The sequence below is a fragment of the Pseudonocardia hispaniensis genome (assembly GCF_042658695.1).
Classification (GTDB): domain Bacteria; phylum Actinomycetota; class Actinomycetes; order Mycobacteriales; family Pseudonocardiaceae; genus Pseudonocardia; species Pseudonocardia hispaniensis.
Window position 1 is genome coordinate 384,935 of the sequence record NZ_JBHSQW010000025.1, and the last position, 21,373, is coordinate 406,307.

Consider the following 21,373-nt stretch of genomic DNA (forward strand, 5'->3'; position numbering starts at 1 on the left):
TCCTCAGATGAGGAACGACATCGTCGGAATGGCCCGCGCGTTGTCGACGAGCGCGACCTTCTTGTAGGCCAGGGCGATCGCGCCGTCCACCACGCGCAGCCGGTAGGTGTAGCGCCCCGCCCACAGCTCCTTGCTGCGCTCCCGGGACTCCACCAGGACGAAGTTCGCGCCGACGATCGTGTCGCCGTTCTCCGCGACGCCCTCGATCTCGATGTTCGAGACCACCCGGCGCAGCCGCGAGCGCGGCACCTGGGAGTGCCGGCGGCCGGTCTTGAACTGCCGGATCCGGGTGCCGATGCGGTTGCGGTTGTCGTGCACGATCGACATCTGCGTCATCCGGTCGGCGTCGTCGTCGTTGGCGGGCACCCAGTAGAGCGCGTCGGAGGTCCAGAGGCCCTCCCACTCGTCGTACCGGTGCTCGTCGGCGTAGCGCGCCTCGCGGTAGAGGAACTGCTCGACGTCGCGGATGTCCAGCGGGCCGTGCCCGTCGGGACGGGGCGACGGCGCCTCCACCGGGTCCCCGAGCGGGCCCTGCGGCGCGGTCGTCGTGGTCGGGGTGATGGACGTACTCACCGGGCGCGCCCCTTCGTCATCAGGTGCTTGTAGTGCTGCCAGAACCCGCGCATGCCGGTCTCGTCGGTAGCGCCGCCGATGGTGAGGCCACGCTCGTCGACCTGCTCGCGCTGCACGCCGCGGCGGATGTCGAGCCATTCCGGACGCAGCTCGGCCACGCCGACCTGATTGCGCTCGTACATCTCGGTGTCGTCCGCGAGCAACATGCCGGCCGGGCCCACCGAACCGATGCACTGCTGCACCATCCGGGCGTTCATCTCCGGGGCGCCCTTGAGCTGCACGGCCGTGACGTGCTGGACCGTGAGATCGGCGGCGAGCGGCTGGATCTGGAACAGCTGGATCTCGGCGATGAACAGGTTCGGGAACACCATCACGTGCGGGGCGCCCTCGATGAGGATCTCCTGCGCCGCGTCCCCGTACCGGTCCTTCATGGCCGCCACGTAGTTCGGCATCTTCCGCTCCGTGGTGCCGAACCAGCCCAGCGGCGTGGCCAGCCTGCGGAACTCGGGGCGCAGGTCGTTCTCGCTGTGCCCGTTCCCCAGGTTGCGGGTCACCGCGGTCGACTTCTCGCCGTACAGCGCGCCGATGCCGCTCTCCGCGACGCTGAAGATCGACGCGTGCACGAACTGCGGGTGGTAGCCGTCCGTCTCGTTCTCGACCAACAGCTTCCAGTTCGCGCGGGCGCGGTGCTTGAGGAAGCCCGCGGTCAGCTGGACCTCGCCCTCCGGCGAGAGCCGCACGAGGCGGTCGATCTCGCCCTTGGCCTCGCCCAGGTGCTCGTGCAGCGATGGCCCGTCCTCGGCGAAGCTGCCGAACACGAAGCCCTGGTAAACACCGACCCGCGGCACCCGGCCCAGCCCCAGGTTCAACCTGCCGCGACCCCCGTATCCCTGAGGGAACGGGTAGCCCAGCATGTCGCCGTTGTTGCGGTAGGTCCACCCGTGGTACGGGCACCGGAAGGAGCTGGAGTTGCCCCGGTCGGCCTCGCAGACCAGGTTGCCGCGGTGGGCACACCGGTTGAGCAGCAGATGCACCTGTCCGTCGTGGCCCCGGGTCATGATGACGTCCTGCGGGCCGATGTTCTTGCGCACGTAGTCGTTCGGCTCGGCGATCTCGCTGACGTGGCCGACGTAGACCCAGCAGCGGTAGAAGATCTGTTCCAACTCGTCCCGGAAGATCTCCGGCGATGTGTAGAGCGACCCGTGCACGCGCTCCGGCTGGATCAGCTCGTCGTAAGGGGCCGCGGGCCCGGCCGCCCGACCGGGCCTGTCCGTGAGCGTCACCCTCGTTCCTTCCTCCTGGTGGCGGTCGTCGTCCGGTCAGGCGCGGGACCCGGCCACGCTCATCCCTCGATCCGGAGGGCCTCGGTGGGGCAGGCGCGGATCGCCTCGGTCAGGACCGCGCGGTCCGCCTCCTCGACGTCCGACCGCAGCACCGCCAGCGTGCCGTCGTCCTGGATCTCGAAGAACTCGGGGGCGATGGACTCGCACAGCCCCAGTCCCGTGCATCTGGCCATGTCGGCGTGCACTCGCATGACCGACCTCCTCGGTGGGCGCCGGCCCGCGTCCGGCAGCGCGACCCGAGCACCCGTTTTTAACTTGTATTAACGACTACGGAGGACACCACGCCCGGTCCGACCTGTCAAGTCGACCCGCGCGACGGAGGACGCGCCGATCCACTCGCGTTGACGACACCTCGCACCCCTCTCTATTCTGTATTAGAAAAGAAGGGACGGTGACCGCGGTGCCCGCGAACCCCGACACCCGGGTCGAGACCTCCGGCGCCGACGCCGAGGTGGCCCGTCGCCTCTACGACGCGTTGGCCGCGGGTGACACCGCCTCCCTCGGTGACCTGCTGGCCCCGGAGTTCGTCGGACGACTGGCCGACGGCATGCCCGTCGGCGTCGGCGGCGAACACAAGGGCCCCGACGAGATGTGGCGCGCAGGCTGGGGCGAGATCGGCAGACACTTCGCCGTCCGCGCGGTACCCGAGCGCTTCCACACCGTCGAGGGCGGCAGGCTGCTGGTGCTCGGCCGCTACCGCGGGTCCGGCCGTCGCGGCGGGGCGGAGCTCGACGCCGGCTTCGCCCACCTGCTCACGCTGTCCGAGGGCCGGATCACCGCCCTCGAACAGTTCACCGACACCGCGCTGTGGCGGCAGGCCGCGGCGCCGTACGAGACTCTGCGGCTGACCGTCGCGGACGGGTTGGCCACCGTGCTGCTGGACCGTCCCGCGCAGCACAACGCGGTCGACGCCCGGATGGGGGCCGACCTCGTGCGCCTCACCCGGGCGCTGGCTGCGCACCGGTCGGTGCGCGCCGTGCTGCTGACCGGCGCGGGTCCGATGTTCAGCGTGGGCGGCGACATCGAGCACTTCCGGTCGACCGCCGCGACGGATCTGCCCGGGGCGCTCGGCGCGATGGTCGACGACATCTCCGTCGTCATCGAGCGGCTGGCCGCACTCGACGCCCCGGTGGTCGCCGCCGTGCAGGGCGCGGCCGCGGGCGTCGGGCTGGCGCTGGTCTGTGTGTCCGACGTGGTCATCGCCGCGCAGGACGCGGTGTTCACCGTGGGCTACGGCGGTATTGGGCTGACCGCGGACGGCGGCCTGTCCTGGACGCTGCCGCGGCTCGTCGGCGAGCGTCGCGCCCGCGAACTCCTCCTCACCGGGCGCAGGCTGAGCGCCGCGGAGGCCCTCGACTGGGGCCTGGTCACCCGGGTGGTACCCGCCGACCGGCTGGCGCAGGAGGCACGCGCCGAGGCCATCCGGATCGCCGCCGGCCCGACCGCCGCGTTCGGGGCGGTCCGCAGGCTCCTGCGCGACAGCCACGACACGCCGCTGCACGAGCAACTGCTCGCCGAGCGCGAGTCCATCGTGGCCGCGGGCCGCTCGGCGGACCTGCAGGAGGGACTGCGCGCCTTCACCGAGCGCCGCAGGCCGGACTTCACCGGGCGCTGAGCACCGGTCCACCCCATTCCCGGTCGCGCGGAGGCGGCCGAAGCCGAAGGAGAATCATGACCACCTCGCTCATCGTTGCTGATACCGCGGAGCGGGCCGTGTTGCGCGAGGCGGTGGCCAAGCTGGTCGGCCGGTACGGGCACGACTACTTCATGGCCAAGGCCCGCGCCCACGCCGAGCCCACCGAGCTGTGGAGCGAGCTGGGCGCGGCCGGGTTCCTCGGGGTGCACCTGCCCGAGGCCTACGGCGGCGGCGGGGGCACCCTGTCCGATCTGGCCGTCGTGGTCGAGGAGGCCTCCGCCCAGGGCGTCCCCCTGCTGATGATGGTCATCTCCCCCGCCATCTGCGGGTCGATCATCAACGCCCACGGCAGCCACGAGCTCAAACAACGCTGGCTACCCGGCATCGCCGACGGCACCCGCAAGATGGCCTTCGCCATCACCGAGCCCGACGCCGGCTCCAACAGCCACCAGATCACCACCACCGCCCACCCCGACGACACCTACGGCGGCTACCGCATCACCGGCACCAAGTACTGGACCTCCGGCATCGACGAGGCCGACGCCGTGCTCGTCGTCACCCGCGCCCCCACCCCCGGCCCCACCGGCCGCCACCCCCTGTCCCTGTTCATCGTCCCCACCGACACCCCCGGCCTGACCTGGCACCCCATCCCCGCCGCCCTGCACCAACCCGAACGCCAGTTCACCGTCTACTTCGACGACGTCCACATCGGCCCCGACGCCCTGATCGGCCAACCCGGCAACGGACTCCGCCAGGTCTTCGCCGGACTCAACCCCGAACGCATCACCGCCGCCTGCATCAGCAACGGCATCGCCCGCTACGCCCTGACCAAGGCCACCCACTACGCCCGCCACCGCCAGGTCTGGCACACCCCCATCGGCGCCCACCAAGGCATCGCCCACCCCCTCGCCGAGGCCTACATCGGCACCCAACTCTCCCGCCTGATGACCTACCGCGCCGCCGAACTCTTCGACACCGGCGCCGACGCCGCCGAAGCCTCCAACATCGCCAAACTCACCGCCGCCGACACCTCCCTACGCACCCTCGACCAAGCCATCCAAACCCACGGCGGCAACGGCCTCGCCCTCGAATACGGCCTCGCCGACCTCTGGTTCCTCACCCGCATGCTCAAGACCGCCCCGATCAGCCGCGAGATGATCCTCAACCACATCGCCCACCACAGCCTCGACCTCCCCGCCTCCTACTGAGGGGGACTGTCAGATCCGGGTCGGGCGCGGGTCGCAGCAGAGCACCTGGACACGTCCGATGGGCGGCGTGATCCTGGTCGGCGTGCAGGCGATGCTGCGAGTCCTCGGCACCGTGGAGGTGGTCGGGCCGGGCGGCGGCGCGGTGCAACCCGCGGGACCGAAGGAACGTTGTCTGCTGGCGGTGCTGTCGATGCACGTGGGCGAGGTCGTCGCCGAGGATCGGCTGGTCGACGCGTTGTGGGGGCAGTCGCCACCCCGGACGGCGGCGAAGACGCTGCAGAACTACGTGCTGCGGCTGCGCAGGCGGCTCGAGGGCTGCGGGGATGCCGCGATTGTCACGCGGCCGCCGGGCTATGCGCTGGAGGGCGTCACCACCGATGTGGCGATGGCCCGGACGCTGGTCGTGGAGGGGCGGCGGGCGGCCGAGCGGGGCGAGCACGCGGCGGCGATCGGCCGGTTCGACGAGGCCCTCGCGCTGTGGCGGGGCCCGGCATTCGCCGAGTTCGCCGACCGCGCGTTCGCCCGCCCCGAGGTGGCCGGGTTGGAGCAGCTGCGCGCGTCGATCGTCGAGGAGCGGATGGCCTCGGTCCTGGCCGCGGGCGGTCACCGGGACGCCGTGGCGGAGTGCGAGAAGCTGGTCGCCGAGGAGCCGCTGCGCGAGCGGCGGTGGATGCAGCTCATGCTCGCGCTGTACCGGGACGGACGGCAGGGCGAGGCGCTGGAGGCGTTCCGGCGGCTGCGCGCCGTGCTGGCCGACGAACTCGGGGTCGCCCCGACTCCGGAGGCGCGGCAGCTGGAGGCGGCGATCCTCGCCCAGGATCCGGCGCTGCAGCTGCGGATCTCGTCGCGAGGGCCGGCCCGCGTCCGGCAGGCCGAGTCGTGCTTCGGTCGCGAGCGGGAGCTGGCGACCCTGCTCAGCCATCTGGCGGACGCGTCCGCGGGCCGGGGTCGGGTGACGTTCGTGTCCGGCGAGCCCGGCATCGGCAAGAGCCGCCTGCTGGCCGAGCTGGGGGCGCAGGCGGCCACCCGCGGCGCACGCGTGCTCGCCGGTCGAAGCCTGGACGGTTCCGGCGCGTTGCCGTTCCATCCGTTCGTCGAGGCGATCGAGGCGTTCCTGGACGGCCGGCCCGCTCCGTCGGCCCTCGGACAGCTGCTCCAGGACGGCCGCACGCCCGCCGACCCGGCGCTGCAACCCGACGAGCGGCGGATGCACCTGCTGGACGGGATGGCGCGCTTCCTGGTCGGGTGCGCCGTCGAGGCGCCGGTCGTGCTGATCGTCGACGACCTGCACTGGGCCGACGACGGCACGGTCGCCATGCTCAGGCACGTCGCCCGCAGCACGCTCGGGCATCGGCTCCTGGTGGTCGGCGCCTACCGGGCCAGCGAGGTGACCGACGAGCATCCGCTCGCCGACGCCCTCGGTGCGCTGCGCAGCGAGGCGGAGTGCAGCGAACTGCGGCTCGCCGGGCTCGACCGCGGGGCGGTCGAGCAGCTGATGCGCGCCATCGCGGACGCCCCTGTCGCCGCGGACCTCGTCGAGGCCGTCTGGGCCGAGACCCACGGCAACCCCTTCTTCGCTCGCGAGATCGTTCAGCACCTCCGCGAGGAGGGGGAGCTGCACGCCGGACCGGACGGAGCGCTGCGGACCCGGATGCCGCTCGCGATCGTGCCCGAGGGCGTCCGCCAGGTGATCGCGCGCAGGCGACGCCGGCTCACCGACGTCACGAACCGACTGCTCGACGTCGCCGCGACGGTCGAGGGGCCGTTCCTGTTCGAACCGATCCGCAGCGCCGCCGGATTGTCGGACGCCGACGGCCTCGCCGCGCTCGACGAGGCCCTGCGGGCCGCGCTCGTCGTCCCCGACCCGGTCCCCGACCGCTACGACTTCACCCACGCGCTCATCCGGCACACCGTCCGCCGGGAGCTGAACCCGTCACGGCGACTGCGTCTGCACCGCGACGTCGCGGCCGCGCTCGCCGCCGCCCGCGCGAACGGGGCCCGGATCAGCGCGGCCGAGGTCGCGATCCAGTACCACCACGCGGCGTCACTGCGCGGCGAGCCGGGCTCGGGTGTCGACCCGGCTCTGGAGGCGGCCGACCGTGCCGGGGCCGCGGGCGCGCACGACGAGCAGGCGACCTTCCTGCAGATCGCCTGCGATCTCCTGCCCGCGAACGACGACCGGCGCGCCGACCTGCTGGGTCGCCGAGCGGCCGCGCTGGCGTGGGCACTGCGCTTCGACGACGCCGTCGATACCGCGCGGGCCGCGGCCGCCGCGGGAGCGGGGCCCGCCGTGATCGCCCAGGTCGCCACCGTGCTCGCGACGGCGGGCAGCACCACGCACGCGTGGCAGCTCGCCGCGACCGCGGTCCGCTCGGCGACGGGCCCGGACGGCGACGACCCGCAGTCCTGGGCGGTGCTGACCCTCCTGGACCTCGACCGGCGCGAAGCGGCCGATCCCACCCATCCGGGGATGCAGCTCGACCTGCCCGGGCGGCGCGGCGCGCTGCGGATCCTGCACGAGTCCGGGCAGCTCGTCCGGCGGGGCGACCTGGCCCGCTACGCCGTCGCCGCCGTCTACGGTCGCCGCAGCCGCATTCCCGCAGCGGCGGCTGCCGACCCGACCGTCGCGGCCTTCCTGCTCGGCGACTACGCCGCCGCGGTGCCGCTGTTCGCGCAGGAGGCCGACGACGCCGAGGCGCACGGGCGGCTCGCGTGGGCGGTGTACTGCCGGGCCGGGCAGGCCCGCTGCCAGGTCGCCCTCGGCGACCTCGCCGAAGCCGTGACCACGCTGGAGCACACCCGGCAGCTGGTCGCGCGGCTCTCCGGGATCCCGTTGGGCTGGCAACTTCTGCACCACCAGGGTGCGGAGGATGCGCTGGCGACGGCGCTCGACGAGGGCTGGCCGGAACGCATGGACCGGTTCGCGCCCTGGATGGCCCCGGGCCCGGACCGGCACTGGGGCAGCGCCGGGATCGCCGGCGTCGGTGCCCGCGCGCAGGCTCGTATGGGCCGTGCCGACGCGGCGCTGGCCCTGCTCGCCCGGCCCGTCCGCGCGCTGAGCCTGGCGCCCGCATGGGCACCGAACTACACGCGCACGGCCTGCGAGGTCGCCGAGACGCTCTGGCTGCTCGACCGCCGCGACCATCTCGCCGTCGTCGAGCGTGCGCTGCGGGACAAGGCGTTGCCGGCCGACTTCCGCTTCCCGATGACCGACGCCCGGCTCGCCCTGGCCCGGCTGTGCGCCCTCGACGGCCGCGCGGCCGAGGCGCACACCTGGTTCGACGCCGCCCGTGCCGTCCTGGACGCCCAGGGGGCGCTCCCCCTGCGCGCCGTGGTCGACCACGACGAAGCCCGCATGCACCTGAGGGCGGGCGACGCCGCCGCGGCCGCGTCGTACCTCACTGCGGCGGGCACCGCGTTCGACCGGCTCGGCATGACGGGCTGGTCCCGCCGACTCACCTTCACGACGACCGTGCACTGACCCCCGCGTTCACAGTCCGCTGCGACCGCGGCGCGACCGGCTTACGACCGGCTGGGGCGAGCCTGTGCGCGGTCACCCCGAGAACCTCGGGGTGGTTGGCCGCCGGGCGGCGGCGGGCCGACGAGGGGTGCCCGCCGTCGCCGGGCTACGGCGGGCAGCTGCGCGTCCCGACGTTCAACCTGGTGCTTCCCGAGATCAGCGTGGTCGGCAACGCGGTCGGCACCCACGACGACCTGCGCGAGCTCATCGCACTCGCCGCGGTCGGTGGCATGAGCCTCCGCACCCGCACCTACCCGCTGGACGCGTTCGCGGACGCCATCGCCGACCTGGAGAGCGGGCGGATGCACGGGCGAGGAGTGCTGGTGCCGTGACCGGGCCGCCGGGTCTCGTCCTCACGTGCCGGCAGGGTGGCGCGGCCCCGATCAGTGCCGCAGGCCGGCCTGCTGGAGCAGCGGCATGACCTCGGCGTCGAAGTGTTTGAGCTCCTCGTTGTAGTCGATCATCCCGAAGATCATGCCCTCCATGCCGGCCTCGTTGAGCTTGCCGAGCTCCTCGGTGACCTGCTCGGGGGTGCCGACGATCGGGTAACCGGCCCATCCGGCGATGAAGCGCTCCTGCATCTCGCGCACCGCGTGATCGAACGACTCGCTCGCACCCGATCCGGCGATCTTGATCACGTTCCCGGCGGCGCCCCAGTCACCCTCGTCGACGACGCGCTGGAAATCCGCCTTCGCCTCCGCCTCGGTGTCGCGGCAGACGATCAGGCCGTAGGTCATGACCGCGATGTCGCGACCGTACTCGTTGCGCGCCTTGGACTTGACCGTGTCCGTGTAGGCCTTGGTGTTCTCGAGCGTGTCGAGCGACGCGAAGTTGATGTCGACGTTGCGCGCGGAGAACTCGATGCCCGCGGGCGAGTTGCCGGCGTTGATCAAAACGGGCCGGGGCGCCTGGTGCGGCTTCGGGTAGGCCTCGACGAGGCGGCCGCGAAAGTACGTGCTGTCGACGTCGAAGGAGCCCTTCTCGCTCCAGAGGCGGTTGGCATAGTCGATCCAGTCCTGGCCGAACGCGTAGCGCTCATCGTGCTCGCGCTGCTCGCTGCCGAACATCTCCATCTCCGGCGGCACCCAGCCCATCACGAGGTTGAGCGCGAACCTGCCGCCAGAGATGTGGTCGATCGTCGTGGCGGACTTGGCAGCGACGATGGGGTGCACGGTGGGCAGGTGAGACGTCGCGGCGACGGCGATTCGCTCGGTCGCCTCGGCGATACCGGCCGCCCACGTGTAGGTCTCGAAGCAGTTGCCGTTGAAGTTCGTCGAGCCGCCGAAGCCCTTCCACCGGGCGATGGGGACGAGCGCGTCGATGCCCATGGCGTCGGCCCGCTGGGCGATCTCCTTGGTGTGCTCCCAGGTGACGCGGTACGTGCTCGGGGCGTGCGACATGATCAGCCCGTACGAGCAGTTCGTGCCGAACAGGCCGAGCTTCATCTTCTGGTCGCCGAGCAGGGGGTTGGTCGTCCTACGGTCGACCAGCGGCGTGGTCTCGTTCGCCGGCCGGGGATCGGTCGGGGCGAGTCCGAGGCGTTCGTTGGCGGTGATGGTCATGACGGTCTCCTTCATCTGGTGGGCCGGAACGGCCGGGAAGTCGAGGCGGGTGAATCAACCCAGCTGGAAGGGGTCGCGAGTACCGCCGGTCAGCTCGACGAACACCGACTTGGTCTCCGTGTACTCGGCGAGCGCGTCGATGCCGTTCTCCCGGCCGATGCCGCTCGCACCGAAGCCGCCGAAGGGCATGTTCGGCGCGATGACCCGGTAGGCGTTGATCCACACGGTGCCGGCGCGAAGTTTGGCGGCAACGCGGTGGGCGCGGTGGACGTCCTTGGTCCACACGGCGCCGGCCAGACCGTAGGGCGTGTCGTTGGCGAGCTTGACCGCGTCCGCCTCGTCGGTGAACGGGTAGGCGGCCAGGACGGGCCCGAACACCTCTTCCCGCACGATGGTGTTCTCCGGGGTCACGTCGGTGACCACCGTCGGCCGGACGAACAGACCGCCGCGCTTCGCGTCGGGCTCACCGCCGCAGGCGAAGGTGGCGCCCTCCGCCGCCGCGCCCTTCAGGTACCCGAGGACCTTCTCGTACTGAGGACGGTTGGCAACCGGACCCATTTCGGTTTCCGCCTCGGTGGGGTCACCAAGCTTGATCGAGTTCGCGCGGGCGACGACCTTGGCCACGAGGGCGTCGTGCACGTCGGCGTGCACGATCAGCCGGGAACCGGCCATGCAGGTCTGGCCGGTGGCCGCGAACACCCCCGCGACGAGGCCGTTCGCGGCGGCGTCGAGGTCGGCGTCGGGGAACACGATCTGCGGGCTCTTCCCCCCGAGTTCGAGCGTGACACGGTTGAGGTTCCGCACCGCCGCCTCCGCAACCTTGGCGCCGGTCGCCGACGAGCCGGTGAACGCGATCTTGTCGACGCCGCGATGCTGCGACAGCGCCTCACCGGTCGAGCGGTCCCGGCCGGTGACGACGTTGAGCACGCCGGCGGGCAGACCTGCCTCGTGCAGCACTTCGGCGAAGGCGACCGTCGACGCCGGCGCGTGCTCCGATGGCTTCACGACCATGGTGCAGCCGGCGGCGAGCGCGGGCGCGAGCTTGAACGTCAGCAGCAGCAGCGGCGAGTTCCACGGGGTGATCGCCCCGACGACACCGACGGGCTCTCGCTGGGTGTAGGCGAAGTAGTTCCGGTTGACCGGCGGAACCGTCCGGCCCTCGAGCTTGTCGGCCAGCCCGGAGAAGTAGTAGTACCACTGCGGCAGGCTCGTGAGCTGCCCGCGCATCTCGCGGAGCAGCTTGCCGGAGTCGTTGACCTCCAGGCGCGCCAGCCGCTCGGCGTTGGCGGCGATGGCATCGCCGCACCGGCGCATGATCGCTGCCCGCTCGAAGCCCGTCATGGCGCCCCATTCGCCCTCGAACGCCGCCCGCGCGGACGCCACCGCATCGTCGATATCGTCGGCGTTCCCGTCGGCAATCCGTGCCCAGGCGGAGCCGGTGTAGGGGTTCTCGGACTCGAAGCTCGCACCGGAGCGGGCGTCGACCGACGTGCCGTGGATGAAGAGCTTGAACTCCTCGAGCTGACTCGGTGGGGTGGACGTCATCGACCTCTCCTTCGCCGGGAGTGGGGCGCTACCGCGACGGCAGCGGCTGTTGCCCGGCGACGCTAAAGATCGGCCGGAACCCGTCGATATCCGTCGGCTGCGGCGCTCGATCCGTTGAGCGCAGAGAACTTCGAGGCGGGTGCGAGGAGAGTCCTGCGGGACGAGGCGTGCACTCAGCGGATAGCCCTTGTGCGCCCAACGGCTGGTGGGCCCCTGGTGGCCTCCCTACGCTCAACCGAGCCGAGGCCGCGCTGGGTCAGCGGCGGCCCCGACACGAGGAGGTGCCGTTCCGATGAACGCAGTTCCCGTGACAGCTCCCGGCATGAACAGCGACGTGCCACCTCTGGGCAGCTTCCCGGTGCTGGGAACGCGGAGCCTGGAGGAGGCGCGGGAGGCGGTCACGCGGGTCTACCTCGACCACGACCTGACCGCACCGAACGACAACGTCGCGATGACGCTGAATGCGGTGACCGACCGCATCCTCACGCTGGGGTACCTGACCTACCAGTCGTGCGCGAAGCTCGTCATGCCCGCGACCGAGACCAACTACCACGTGAACCTGACGGTCACCGGCCGCACGGACGCCGACCGCACCGACGGGGACCGGGCCACCACGCGGGCCCGGCGCAGCGGTGTGGTCCTCTCCCCCGAGCAGCAGAACACGGTCCGGTGGTCCCCCGACGCCGGGCAGCTGATCCTCAAGATCCCGCGGCGGAGCCTGGAGAACCACCTTGGCGACCTGCTGGGCCGCCCCGTCCACGAGGTCGTCGACTTCGACTTCGGCCTCGACCTGACGACACCGCAGGGTTCGACCCTGCTGTCGTCCGTCGAGTTCCTGGCTCGCGAGCTGGATCGTCCCGGGGGGCTGGCGGACCTGCCGCTGGCGCGCGAGCAACTCGAAGCGTTCGTCATGACTCAGCTCCTGCACGCAGGTCGCCACCAGTTCACCGACGCCCTGGCCGCCCCGGCGGAACCGGTGCGCAACAGTCGTCTCGCGCCGGTGCTCGACTACATGGAGCAGCACGCCGACGAACCACTCACCCCGCAGGAACTGGCCCGCGTCGGGTGTATGAGCGTCCGGTCGCTGCACGCCACGTTCCAGCAGGCCCTTGGCGAGACTCCGATGAGCTACCTGCGCCGGATCCGGCTCGATCATGTTCGCGCCGAGCTCCTGCGCAGCGACCCGACCGTCGTGCGCGTCACGGATGTGGCGCTGCGGTGGGGTTTCCTGCACCAGAGCCGGTTCGCCCAGCAGTACCGGGAGCGCTTCGGCGAGCTGCCCCGGGACACGCTGCGAGCCAGTTCACGGGCTGATTCACAGGGCAGCACCACCGGTGGATAGTCGACGGCGCTCGGCGGATATCGCTGCGCCGCAACCCCTCCTAGCGTCGGGGTCGTGCCCGATGACGAGTCCACATCCCCTGCGCTGCATGGCATTCGGGTCCTCGAGCTCGGGACCCTGATCGCCGGCCCCTTCTGCGGACGGCTGCTCGCCGACCATGGCGCCGACGTCATCAAGATCGAGGCCCCGGACCGGCCCGACCCGTTGCGCGACTGGGGCCAGGCCGAGCTCGACGGCAGGCACTTCTTCTGGACCGTGCATGCCCGCAACAAGCGCTGCATCACTCTTGATCTGCGCCGTCCCCGCGGCCGCGAGCTCTTCCTCGATCTGGTCGACCACGCCGACGTCCTCGTGGAGAGCTTCCGCCCCGGCACGCTGGAGCGCTGGGGCCTGGGCTACGACATGCTCAGCGAGCGCAACCCGCGCATCGTGCTGGCGCGCGTGTCCGGCTACGGCCAGACCGGCCCCTACAGCCGACGCCCCGGCTACGCCTCGGTGGCCGAGGCGGTCAGCGGCATGCGCCATCTCAACGGCTTCCCGGGCGGGCCGCCCCCGCGAGCGGCCTTGTCGATCGGCGACTCGCTGGCTGGCATGTTCGCCGCGCAGGGCGTGCTCACGGCGCTGTATGCCCGAGACCGCGACGGCGGCCCCCACGCCGGCCGCGGCCAGGTCGTCGACGTCTCCCTCACCGAGTCCTGCCTGGCGCTGCTGGAATCGACCATCCCCGATTACTCGGTGACCGGGCTCGTCCGCGGTCCGGGCGGGACACGTCTGGACGGGCTCGCGCCCTCCAACCTCTACCGCTGCGCCGACGGTCGATGGCTGATCATCGCCGCCAACCAGGACACCGTCTTCGCCCGGCTCTGTGCGGCAATGGAACGCCCGGAACTCGTCACCGACCCGCGCTTCGCCACCCACACCGCCCGCGGCCGCCACCAGGACGAGATCGATGCGATCGTCGCCGAGTGGGCGGGCCGGTTCGACGCCGGCACCGTGACGTGCCTGCTGGAGGAGGCCGGGGTCGTCGTGGGCCCGGTGAACACCGTCGCCGACGTCGTGCGCGACCCGCAGTTCCAGGCCCGCGAGATGCTCCTTGTCCACCATGACGAGGGCATCGGCAAGGACGTCCTCGGCCCGGGTGTGATCCCGAAGCTGGGTCGGACACCGGGCACGGTGCGCTGGGCGGGTCCACCGGAGCCCGGCACGCACAACGCCGAGGTCTACGGGGAGTTGCTCGGGCTGACCGACGAGCAGCTCGTCGCGCTCACCACCGACCGCGTCGTCTGACCAGGCAGGAGACCACGATGAGCACCGCCCTTCCGGCCGCGGTCGACCTCCGCGAGGTCGGGCTCCGCGACGGCCTCCAGCTCGAGGCGCCCATCCCCCTGGAGGCCAAGCTGGAGATCCTCGACGCGGTGGCGGCAACCGGTGTCCGCCGCGTCGAGGTGACCTCCTTCGTGTCCCGCAGCGCGGTGCCGGCGCTCGCGGACGCCGAGCAGATCGTCGCCGAACTCGATCGGTGGCCCGGGCTCGAGTTCTCTGCGCTGGTCGCGGGTCTGGGCGGCGCCCGCCGCGCGGTCGCAGCGGGCATGCCGAACCTGGAGTACGTCATCTCCGTGTCCGACGGGCACAGCCTCGCCAACGCGCGGCGCACGACCGAGGACGCGGTGGCCGCCACCGCCGACATCGCCAGGCTCGCCCATGACGCCGGCGGACTGTGCGAGGCGATCCTCGCCGTCGCCTGGGACTGTCCGTTCGACGGCCCGATTCCGATCCGGCGCACGGTCGAGGTGGCACGCAGGGCGGTCGGGTTCGGCGTCGACCGGCTCTGTCTGGGCGACACCATCGGCACGACCGTCCCCGGCCGGCTCGTCACCCTCGTCGAAGCCGTCCGCGAGGCATGCCCGGGAGTCCAGGTCGGGGTGCACCTGCACAACACCCGGGGATCCGGGTTGGCATGCGTGCTCGCCGCGGTGCAGATCGGTGTGACGCAGATCGACGCGGCGGTCGGGGGACTCGGTGGCTGCCCGTTCGCACCCGGCGCGAGCGGCAACATCGCCACCGAGGAGGTCGTGTACCTGCTGGAGGGATCCGGCGTGGCCACCGGGCTCGACCTGGATCGGGTTCTCGACGCGGCCGCCGTCGTCGAACGCGCGGTCGGGCACGACCTGCCGAGCAACCTCTACCGCGCGGGCGGCCCGCCGCGGCCCCGATCCGTCACACCTGCGGGGTGAGCGCGGCGAGCGCCCTCGACGCACGAACGGCCGCGGCGAGGTCGGCCAAGGCCGCGCCGTGGGCCTTCGCCAGCGCCGCCGCGTCCTCGGTCAGGGTGACTCGATCGAGGTAGGCGCCGTGGTCGAGGTAGAGCCCGGGCGACAGCACCTGGACCGCGAAGAACCCGGCCAGCACGTTGCGCAGGTCGTTCATGGCGAGGAAGTGGTGCGCGCTCGCGCCCGTCAGGACGGTCGCCGCGGCCTTGCCCTGCAGCGGCGCGCTCGTCTCGCCCCATGTCCCGCGCTCGGTGTCCTCGAGGACCGACTTGAGCACTGCGCTGTAGGTGGCGCGGTAGACCGGGCTGCCGAATATCACGGCATCGGCCTCGGCGAGCGCCGCGGCGAGCGCCGGTCCGTCGGTCCGGCTCAGCTCGACCAGTTCTGTGTCCGCGCCGGTCCCGGCAAGCACCTCAGCTACCGCGGTGGAGGTGCGTCCGCCTGACTCGGGCCCGCCGACGAGCCCGATGATGCGCATCAGTTCGCCTCCTCGGCCGCGCAGATGCCGTAACCGCCACGGTGGAACAGCAGCGGCAGCCGGGCGGGGTCCGCGGCGAGATCCCGGATCCGTCCGACGACGATGGTGTGGTCGCCACCGTCGAACTCATCCTCGAGGACGCAGTCGATCCACGCGCAGACACCGTCGAGGATCGGCGATCCGGCGGGCGAAGGGCGCCACCGCACACCGGCGAACTTGTCGATGCCCGAGCGGGCGAATGCATCACTGAGCTTTTCCTGGTGGTCCGCGAGCACGTTGACGCAGAAGCGGCCGACGTCGCGGATGCGGGGCCAGGTGGCGGACGTGCGCGCCGGGCAGAAGCTGACCAGCGGCGGATCGAGCGAGAGCGAGGCGAACGACTGGCAGGTGAAGCCCATCGGGGCCCGCTGGTCGTGGGCGGTGACGATGACGATCCCGGACGCGAAGTGCCCGAGCACCTCGCGCAGTCGGCGCGGCTCCACGGCGGCGGCGAGCACATCGAGGTGCGTGCAGTCGTCCATGCGAACCGACGGTATGGAGGGCCCGCGTCACGCACTATCCGCGAACGGCAGTCGAATATCCGCGGGGCGTCGGGTCTTTGATCCTCTGCCTGTCGGTGGATATTGCGGCGCGCTCTGCGGATAGCTCGCCGCCCCATGCGCCATTAGCGTCCCCGGGCACGCCACGGGAAAGGGTTGTGATGACGCGCTCTGCAGACACCTCCACGAACGCTGTCGCAGCGCTGCCGGCCACGCGCGCGGTCCAGCAGGCCGTCGCCGCCCTCGCCGCCGGCCGCATGATCGTCGTCGTCGACGACGCCGCCCGCGAGGACGAGGGCGACCTCGTCACCTCGGCCGCGACGGTCACCACCGAGCAGGTGGCCTTCATCGTCCGGCACACCACGGGGATCCTGTGCGCGCCCATGCGCGGGGAACGGGTCGACGCGCTGCAGCTGCCGCAGATGGTCGCCGCCAACACCGACATCCACGGCACGGCCTTCACCGTCAGCGTCGACCACGTCGACAGCGGCACCGGCGTGTCCGCGGCGGACCGGGCACGGACGCTGCGTGCGCTCGCCGATCCGGCGACGCGACCGGCCGACCTGCGGCGTCCCGGACATGTGTTCCCGCTGCGCGCCCGCGACGGCGGCGTGCTCGTCCGGGCCGGCCACACCGAGGCCGCCGTCGACCTGATGACCCTTGCCGGGCACGAACCGATCGCGGTCATCGGCGAGATCGTCGCCCCGGATGGCTCCATGTCCCGCGGCGAGAGCCTCCGCGCCTTCGCCCGCGAGCACGACCTTCCCGTGCTCGACATCGCCGACCTGGTTCGTTACCGCCGCGCGACCGAGCGCCTGATCGAGCACGTCGCCACCTCGACCATGCCCACCGTGTTCGGCGACTTCCGCGCCGTGGCCTACCGCTCCACGCTCGACGGGACCGAGCATCTGGCCATGGTTCTCGGTGACGTGGCCGAGGCCGGCGGCTCCGCGGGCGGCGCACTCGTGCGCGTGCACAGCGAATGTCTCACCGGCGACATCCTCGGCTCCCTGCGCTGCGACTGCGGCGCCCAGCTCGAACAGGCGCTGCGCGCCATCGCCGACGAGGGCTGCGGTGCGGTCGTGTACCTGCGCGGCCACGAGGGCCGCGGCATCGGCCTCGCGCACAAGATCAGGGCCTATGCGCTGCAGGAACAGGGCCTCGATACGGTCGACGCCAACACCGCACAGGGACTGCCCGTCGACTCGCGCAACTACGGCACGGGCGCGCAGATCCTCACCGACCTGGGTGTCCGGCGGATCCGCCTGATCACCAACAACCCGGCGAAGTACGGCGGCCTCGACGGCCACGGCCTGGAGATCGTCAGCCGGGTCGCCCTGCCTCCGGCGGAGAACCCGCACAACATCCGGTACCTGCGGACCAAGCAGGACCGAATGGGGCACCACCGGGGACCGGGTCGCCACGCGATCTGACTCCGCCGTGCGGTCGCTGCCGCAGCCACACCCTCGCCGCAAAGAACGACGAGGAGCACGGGCCTTCCCAGCACAGACAGCTGTAGTAAGGCCACGAACAGACACTGGCCCGTGCGTCGCATACGACGACCGTGCGTCCGGCCGGGGCCACCGGGACCGCGGCACCGGTTCGCTCGGGCGCCGACGGCACCGGCGATGGACGCGGGGCCGAACGCTGTTGTCCGAGCGTATCGCCGAGCTGCGGCCCCTGTTCGGGATTCCGGATCCGGTCTCGCGCACCGAGTATCAGCCGGGTCGAGTTGACGCAGTGCGATCTGTGGTTCCGCCGGTCGACATCCCCGCCGGCGACCTACCAGTCGATCGGACTCGGCATCCACGTTTGCCAGGCCAGCCATCGGACGCTGTTCGCCATCGCCGCCGTATGGGTCGCCCGCCTCGCCAAGGCCCACCACTCCGGCCGGCTCCAAGACGATCTCGTCAAGCTCGGCCGAGTCCCACTGCGCCTCCCTGGTCGTCACCGGCAACAAGCCCTTCGGGCGCCGGGGCGGAGTATTCGGCGATGACATCGTCGCCGCCGCCATGATCGACCGCCTCGTCCACCACGACAGCTACCGGCTCAAAGACCACGACCTCGGCCGCGTCCCCGCCGCCAAAACCGACAACCGAAGACCAGCAACAACCAGGTGGGTCAGTTTTCAGACGGACCACCCCGGGTCAGGATTCGGCCGGTGTTGACACTCAAGTCCAGGATGTCTCTGCAGCCACGCTGGGACGCCTTGGGGCGGCGGGGAACGTGACCACGCTCGACGACAGCAGCACCGACCCGCGCCAGGGGGTACGTGGCCGACGTGGTGGCTACCGCCACCTGGCGATGAACTCCGTGGTTGCGGCGTTCACGGCATCGGGATCCGAGGCGCTGAGGAAGTGTTGGCCCCCTTCGACGACCATGAGTTCGGCGCCCACGGAGTTGACGAACAGCGGGATCGTCCGCTCGGCGTTTCGCACCGAGTAGACTGCGTCGGCCGTGCCGTGCATCCACAGAACGGGGCACCGAATCCCGTCCAACCGTGCATGGAGACCGTCCCGGTCGCGAAGGTTGATCGTGCTAACCCGCAGGCGATGTCTACCCGCGTCTCCGGTGTAGTGCTTCCGGTACGCGGCGAGCCAGAAATCACGATCCTCCGCCGACACCGAGTCGCCCAGCCCAGCCTGGAGGACGGCGTCGACGAACTCGTCCTGCACGACCCAGTCATCGCCGACACTCCCCGCGAGTGCGTCGATCGACGGCGTGCAGAACTCGATCCCGTCCCAGCAGCCGAGTTCTCGGCTCTGCGCGCTCTCGTGGTCCATTGACGTACCGAGCGGGATGATTCCCTTGATCCTTTTTGGGGAGAGCATCGCCATCCGGGCCGCGATCCAGCCGCCCTGCGACGTGCCGAGGACGAAGGCCTCCGGGATCTGAAGCGCGTCGAGGACCTGCAGGTTCGCAATCGCGGTGTCCCAGTATGTGAACTGGTCGTAAGTCGCGCGGGTCTCACCGTGGCCGTACGGCTCGATGGCCAGGAGGTTGGTGATGTCGCTGAGCGACTCGTCGGCGAACTGAGGTCGGTAGAGATCGACCGACGTCGTGAACGAGTTGGTAAGCACCAGGGTGGGCAGTGCAGGGTTGTACGGCTTGCCGAACCGGTAGCCGACGGTGGAGGTGCCGAGATGAGGCACGGAGATCGTCTGGGTCATGTCGTCCATCACAGTCTCCTGTCTGGGGTAGGGAAGGCGCATCGGGCCAGTCAGTCGGTTGTCGCGAGATAGTCGCGGACGCGGCGGCCCGTCGAGTAGGTGAAGGTCACGTCGCCGTAGAGGACGGACGGGGTGCGCAGCGGCGAGGTGGGGGCGAGCGCCGCCGCGGGATGGTCGTCCGGGAAGTCGAAGGTGATGTCCTGGACAGTTGCGTCGATCAGGTCGACGACGAACGGCAGGGGGAGTTCGACGAGCTCACTCAGCACTGCAGTTCCCCCTGCAAGATCGGGGAACTGGCGGTGCGCGTAGTAGTTGAGATGTCCACCAAGTGTCCCTGCAGGGGTCTCGGTGACGGCGGCTCGGGCCGTGATGACGTCCCTGCCGTCGACCGTCAGGGTCGATGTCAGCGTTCCTGACTCGATCGTGCTGCGTCGGGATCCGGGGAGGGCGGGGATCCCTGCCACCTCCCGCACGTAAGAGATCATCCGCGGCGAGGAGTTCCAGTAGTAGGCGAAGTACCGGCCGGGGATCCGGAGCGCGCCGTCGGCGGCGACGCTGTCGCGCCCCTCCAATTCGACGGTCAGGTAGGTCAGCGAGAAGCCGCCGAAACCGCTGGTCTGAGCGGAGTCGACCTCGTACATGTTCATCTGGACGAGGTTGCTGGGATTCGCGGTTAACCCGGGCGGCAGGACGGCTTCCAGGGCCGCACGATCTGCCTCGTAGCCGACAATCAGCATGCGAGCGTTCCGGATCAGCTGCGGGGCGGGTGGCGCCCACAGTTGGGACGGCATCCCGTGGTAGGTCCGGTCCGGTGTCGTGGTCACGAGTTCTCCTCATTGAGTGCCGCTCGCCCCGTTCCTTGGTGCGAGCAGCGGTGATCGGCTCCATCAGATCGTTCTCGGCCAGGCGAGTCCAAGACTGCCGAACTATCGATTGATAGCCAGCCCCTATCGTTCTTGGTGATCGTCCTGCGGGGCTAGTGTCACTGGTATGGACGTACCGTTCGAACTTCGGACGCTGCGATACTTCGTCGCCGTTGCCGAGGAGCTCCATTTCGGTCGGGCTGCGGCACGACTTCACATCGCCCAGCCGTCCCTGAGCGTGCAGATTCGCAAGCTGGAGAGCGCTCTGGGAGTCCCGCTCCTGGTGCGGACGAGCCGGAGCGTCAGTCTCACTCGCGCAGGCGAGACGCTCCTGGCGGAGGCGCGGTCTCTCCTCGCCGACGCTGAGCGGATCGCCCACGTCACCCGGCACGCTGGCGAACGCGATCGGCGGTCGATTCTCGTCGGGTTCCAAGCCAACGCCGCGGCCGAACTGACTCCTCGGATCCTGGCGCTATATGCGAAACGCTATCCGTTGCGGCGGTCTGAGATGCGCTCGCGCGATCTCACCGACCCGTTCGTCGGCCTGGCTGACGGCGCGGTCGACGTCGCCTTCATCCGCCCAACCACCGACCTCCCCGACTGGCTGTCCGCGGAGGTACTGTTCCGGGAGCCGAGGGTGTTGGCGGTCAGCGTCGACTCTCCCCTGGCCAGCCTGTCGGAGGTAACGATCCAACAGCTCCTGGACCAGCCCTTCGTCGCCCGGAACGGACCCGACTCGTGGCGGGACTTCTGGCTCGCGACGGAGCAACGAGGCGGGCATACGGCGCGCATCGGCGCGCAGATCTCGCAGCTCGAGGAGTGTCTCGAGGCGGTGATCGCGGGCCGCGGAATCGGCTTCACACAGATCTCGACCTTGAGGTACTACTCCCGCCCCGGGCTAACCGCGGTTCCCGTCGTGGATATCCCGCCCTCCGACGTGGCGATCGCTTGGCGTAGCGACGACACGTCTGACCTGGTCCGTGACTTCGTCGAGACGGCTCGGATGGTGGCGGCCACGACATGTGTTCCGGCGGTGCTCACGGCCGCCGACCTCCCGCTCACGACTCTTCGGCCGGCTGGCCAGACCTGAGCTTGACTTTGATGAGCTTGGCCCCAGCGCCGGACACTGACGGTGTGAGGTCAGTGGTCGTGGTCGGGCTCGGTGTGGGCTGCTTCGTAGTCGATTGGGCTTAGCATTCCGTTGCTGGAATGGCGTCGTTGTGAACCGTCCTGGGTCTGCGAGAGGCTGAGGTTCAGGCCACCGCACCCTGTTGGGCGATGGCCGTAGCGTACAGCATTTCCCGTTCGATCGGGGGCATGTAGT

The 21,373-nt window shown here is 70.8% G+C and carries 19 protein-coding genes; 10 read left to right on the top strand and 9 right to left on the bottom strand.

Annotated features, from left to right (window positions below):
• Positions 1-3: 3 nt before the first annotated feature.
• From ACFQE5_RS12460 to ACFQE5_RS12470, 3 genes are read right to left on the bottom strand one after another with little or no spacing between them, the layout of a single operon-like run.
• Positions 4-573: an aromatic-ring-hydroxylating dioxygenase subunit beta gene (locus ACFQE5_RS12460; RefSeq protein WP_379585034.1), complete on the bottom strand. Its 570-nt coding sequence runs from the start codon at positions 571-573 to the stop codon at positions 4-6.
• Complete coding sequence (locus tag ACFQE5_RS12465) at positions 570-1,856, bottom strand: aromatic ring-hydroxylating oxygenase subunit alpha (RefSeq protein ID WP_379585035.1); 1,287 nt, start codon at positions 1,854-1,856, stop codon at positions 570-572. Before ACFQE5_RS12465 ends, ACFQE5_RS12460 begins: the two co-directional genes overlap by 4 nt.
• Positions 1,857-1,915: 59 nt before the next feature.
• Positions 1,916-2,107, bottom strand: a complete 192-nt coding sequence (locus tag ACFQE5_RS12470; RefSeq protein WP_379585036.1) for a ferredoxin — start codon at positions 2,105-2,107, stop codon at positions 1,916-1,918.
• Positions 2,108-2,307: 200 nt separating this feature from the next.
• On the opposite strand from ACFQE5_RS12470, the gene ACFQE5_RS12475 reads away from it, so the two are divergent.
• From ACFQE5_RS12475 to ACFQE5_RS12490, 4 genes are all read left to right on the top strand, one after another.
• Positions 2,308-3,531, top strand: coding sequence for an enoyl-CoA hydratase-related protein (locus ACFQE5_RS12475; protein ID WP_379585037.1), 1,224 nt, complete (start codon positions 2,308-2,310; stop codon positions 3,529-3,531).
• Between the two features lie 56 nt (positions 3,532-3,587).
• The gene (locus ACFQE5_RS12480) at positions 3,588-4,760 is read left to right on the top strand and encodes an acyl-CoA dehydrogenase family protein (RefSeq protein ID WP_379585038.1); all 1,173 of its coding nucleotides are present in this window, start codon (positions 3,588-3,590) and stop codon (positions 4,758-4,760) included.
• Positions 4,761-4,818: 58 nt separating this feature from the next.
• Positions 4,819-8,241 (top strand): BTAD domain-containing putative transcriptional regulator, encoded by a 3,423-nt coding sequence (locus ACFQE5_RS12485; protein ID WP_379585039.1) that lies wholly within the window; start codon positions 4,819-4,821, stop codon positions 8,239-8,241.
• A gap of 95 nt (positions 8,242-8,336) precedes the next feature.
• Positions 8,337-8,612: a hypothetical protein gene (locus tag ACFQE5_RS12490; RefSeq protein ID WP_379585040.1), complete on the top strand. Its 276-nt coding sequence runs from the start codon at positions 8,337-8,339 to the stop codon at positions 8,610-8,612.
• Between the two features lie 51 nt (positions 8,613-8,663).
• Here the strand turns inward: ACFQE5_RS12490 and ACFQE5_RS12495 are convergent, their stop codons facing one another.
• Complete coding sequence (locus tag ACFQE5_RS12495) at positions 8,664-9,842, bottom strand: LLM class flavin-dependent oxidoreductase (protein WP_379585041.1); 1,179 nt, start codon at positions 9,840-9,842, stop codon at positions 8,664-8,666.
• Between the two features lie 54 nt (positions 9,843-9,896).
• Positions 9,897-11,387, bottom strand: coding sequence for an aldehyde dehydrogenase (locus tag ACFQE5_RS12500; protein ID WP_379585042.1), 1,491 nt, complete (start codon positions 11,385-11,387; stop codon positions 9,897-9,899).
• Positions 11,388-11,679: 292 nt separating this feature from the next.
• Here ACFQE5_RS12500 and ACFQE5_RS12505 point away from each other — a divergent pair, with 292 nt between their 5' ends.
• The 3 genes from ACFQE5_RS12505 to ACFQE5_RS12515 are packed head-to-tail and all read left to right on the top strand — an operon-like array spanning position 11,680 to position 14,963.
• The gene (locus ACFQE5_RS12505; protein ID WP_379585043.1) at positions 11,680-12,729 is read left to right on the top strand and encodes an AraC-like ligand-binding domain-containing protein; all 1,050 of its coding nucleotides are present in this window, start codon (positions 11,680-11,682) and stop codon (positions 12,727-12,729) included.
• Positions 12,730-12,783: 54 nt separating this feature from the next.
• Positions 12,784-14,016 carry a CaiB/BaiF CoA transferase family protein gene (locus tag ACFQE5_RS12510; RefSeq protein ID WP_379585044.1) on the top strand — a complete coding sequence of 411 codons (1,233 nt, stop codon included), beginning with the start codon at positions 12,784-12,786 and terminating at the stop codon, positions 14,014-14,016.
• A gap of 17 nt (positions 14,017-14,033) precedes the next feature.
• Entirely contained in the window at positions 14,034-14,963 is a 930-nt protein-coding gene (locus tag ACFQE5_RS12515; RefSeq protein WP_379585045.1) for a hydroxymethylglutaryl-CoA lyase, read from the top strand.
• Here ACFQE5_RS12515 and ACFQE5_RS12520 read toward each other — a convergent pair.
• On the bottom strand, positions 14,947-15,477 hold the full coding sequence (locus ACFQE5_RS12520) for an NAD(P)H-dependent oxidoreductase (RefSeq protein ID WP_379585046.1): 531 nt from the start codon (positions 15,475-15,477) through the stop codon (positions 14,947-14,949). The two genes, ACFQE5_RS12515 and ACFQE5_RS12520, sit on opposite strands and share 17 nt — an antisense overlap.
• Positions 15,477-15,998, bottom strand: a complete 522-nt coding sequence (locus ACFQE5_RS12525; protein ID WP_379585047.1) for a flavin reductase family protein — start codon at positions 15,996-15,998, stop codon at positions 15,477-15,479. Before ACFQE5_RS12525 ends, ACFQE5_RS12520 begins: the two co-directional genes overlap by 1 nt.
• Before the next feature lie 179 nt (positions 15,999-16,177).
• Between ACFQE5_RS12525 and ACFQE5_RS12530 the strand changes: the two genes are divergently transcribed.
• Together ACFQE5_RS12530 and ACFQE5_RS12535 are read left to right on the top strand one after the other, a co-directional pair.
• A complete protein-coding gene (locus ACFQE5_RS12530; protein ID WP_379585048.1) occupies positions 16,178-17,449 on the top strand; it encodes a bifunctional 3,4-dihydroxy-2-butanone-4-phosphate synthase/GTP cyclohydrolase II in 1,272 nt (423 codons plus the stop codon).
• A 507-nt stretch (positions 17,450-17,956) separates the two neighbouring features.
• Positions 17,957-18,184 (top strand): ATP-binding protein, encoded by a 228-nt coding sequence (locus ACFQE5_RS12535; protein ID WP_379585069.1) that lies wholly within the window; start codon positions 17,957-17,959, stop codon positions 18,182-18,184.
• Between the two features lie 120 nt (positions 18,185-18,304).
• On the opposite strand, the gene ACFQE5_RS12540 is transcribed toward ACFQE5_RS12535, so the two are convergent.
• Together ACFQE5_RS12540 and ACFQE5_RS12545 are read right to left on the bottom strand one after the other, a co-directional pair.
• Positions 18,305-19,195 carry an alpha/beta fold hydrolase gene (locus tag ACFQE5_RS12540; protein ID WP_379585049.1) on the bottom strand — a complete coding sequence of 297 codons (891 nt, stop codon included), beginning with the start codon at positions 19,193-19,195 and terminating at the stop codon, positions 18,305-18,307.
• 41 nt (positions 19,196-19,236) lie between these two features.
• On the bottom strand, positions 19,237-20,010 hold the full coding sequence (locus ACFQE5_RS12545) for an acetoacetate decarboxylase family protein (protein WP_379585050.1): 774 nt from the start codon (positions 20,008-20,010) through the stop codon (positions 19,237-19,239).
• 166 nt (positions 20,011-20,176) lie between these two features.
• On the opposite strand from ACFQE5_RS12545, the gene ACFQE5_RS12550 reads away from it, so the two are divergent.
• Positions 20,177-21,139: a LysR family transcriptional regulator gene (locus tag ACFQE5_RS12550; protein ID WP_379585051.1), complete on the top strand. Its 963-nt coding sequence runs from the start codon at positions 20,177-20,179 to the stop codon at positions 21,137-21,139.
• Positions 21,140-21,373: the final 234 nt, after the last annotated feature.

Excerpts from the sequence above, each read along its gene's own strand:
- ACFQE5_RS12470 (WP_379585036.1), bottom strand. The coding sequence starts at position 2,107 with ATGCGAGTGCACGCCGACATGGCCAGATGCACGGGACTGGGGCTGTGC.
- ACFQE5_RS12480 (WP_379585038.1), top strand. The coding sequence starts at position 3,588 with ATGACCACCTCGCTCATCGTTGCTGATACCGCGGAGCGGGCCGTGTTG.
- ACFQE5_RS12485 (WP_379585039.1), top strand. The coding sequence starts at position 4,819 with ATGGGCGGCGTGATCCTGGTCGGCGTGCAGGCGATGCTGCGAGTCCTC.
- ACFQE5_RS12495 (WP_379585041.1), bottom strand. The coding sequence starts at position 9,842 with ATGACCATCACCGCCAACGAACGCCTCGGACTCGCCCCGACCGATCCC.
- ACFQE5_RS12500 (WP_379585042.1), bottom strand. The coding sequence starts at position 11,387 with ATGACGTCCACCCCACCGAGTCAGCTCGAGGAGTTCAAGCTCTTCATC.
- ACFQE5_RS12505 (WP_379585043.1), top strand. The coding sequence starts at position 11,680 with ATGAACGCAGTTCCCGTGACAGCTCCCGGCATGAACAGCGACGTGCCA.
- ACFQE5_RS12515 (WP_379585045.1), top strand. The coding sequence starts at position 14,034 with ATGAGCACCGCCCTTCCGGCCGCGGTCGACCTCCGCGAGGTCGGGCTC.
- ACFQE5_RS12520 (WP_379585046.1), bottom strand. The coding sequence starts at position 15,477 with ATGCGCATCATCGGGCTCGTCGGCGGGCCCGAGTCAGGCGGACGCACC.
- ACFQE5_RS12525 (WP_379585047.1), bottom strand. The coding sequence starts at position 15,998 with ATGGACGACTGCACGCACCTCGATGTGCTCGCCGCCGCCGTGGAGCCG.
- ACFQE5_RS12530 (WP_379585048.1), top strand. The coding sequence starts at position 16,178 with ATGACGCGCTCTGCAGACACCTCCACGAACGCTGTCGCAGCGCTGCCG.
- ACFQE5_RS12540 (WP_379585049.1), bottom strand. The coding sequence starts at position 19,195 with ATGGACGACATGACCCAGACGATCTCCGTGCCTCATCTCGGCACCTCC.
- ACFQE5_RS12550 (WP_379585051.1), top strand. The coding sequence starts at position 20,177 with ATGGACGTACCGTTCGAACTTCGGACGCTGCGATACTTCGTCGCCGTT.